Source organism: Clostridium sp. LS (assembly GCF_002760435.1).
GTDB lineage: Bacteria > Bacillota > Clostridia > Clostridiales > Clostridiaceae > Clostridium.
This window is the reverse complement of record NZ_AUUU01000134.1, coordinates 1-630: the sequence shown is the minus strand read 5'-3', so window position 1 is coordinate 630 and position 630 is coordinate 1. Positions and strand designations below refer to the sequence as shown.

Annotated in this window: 1 protein-coding gene; it reads right to left on the bottom strand. The window is 36.7% G+C overall.

Annotated elements, in window-relative coordinates; genetic code table 11:
• The coding region (locus COL3_RS23975; RefSeq protein ID WP_099716737.1) for a peptidoglycan recognition family protein at nt 1-630 on the bottom strand (630 nt) is incomplete at both ends.

The following is a 630-nucleotide window of genomic DNA, read 5'->3' as shown; positions in this document are numbered from 1 at the left end:
TATAATCCTCCATGTTCATCAAAGCAATAACATTCACCATCAATCCATAACCACTGACTTTTCGCCATCATGCAATTTTCTCTTAAGTAATACCACTTACCACCATCTTGAATCCATGTATTGCCTCTAGCGTAGCCATCCTTATCGAAGCTGTACCATACACCATCAATTAGCTCCCAACTATCTTTATAAAAATAATTATTTACTACATCTGTGCAATACCACCAACCTGTATTATCCTTATTCCATCCTATAACTCTGCTAGGTGATACATTTGCATTTCTTACTTTCTCTAATGGAAAATTAGCTCCTGGACATTCTGAACTTCCTTTTTCTCTATGTCCGTATACTGGCATATTCCCATACTTATTATATAGGTATGATTTTAATTCACACCAGGCATTAAATTGAGCATCTGGCATTTCAGTTCTATTGTCATAGTTACCTTCAAAGGCAATTCCTAAAGTGTTTGTATTACAGCCTTGACAATGAGCACCTATAGCGTTATCTGGTCTACCCTTATACACCGAACCATCTAAACGAATATAGTAATGATATCCTATGCCTGCAAACATAAATTGAGGTTCTGTTTGGTGCATATGATGTATAGCCTCAACTGTCCATTGTGGC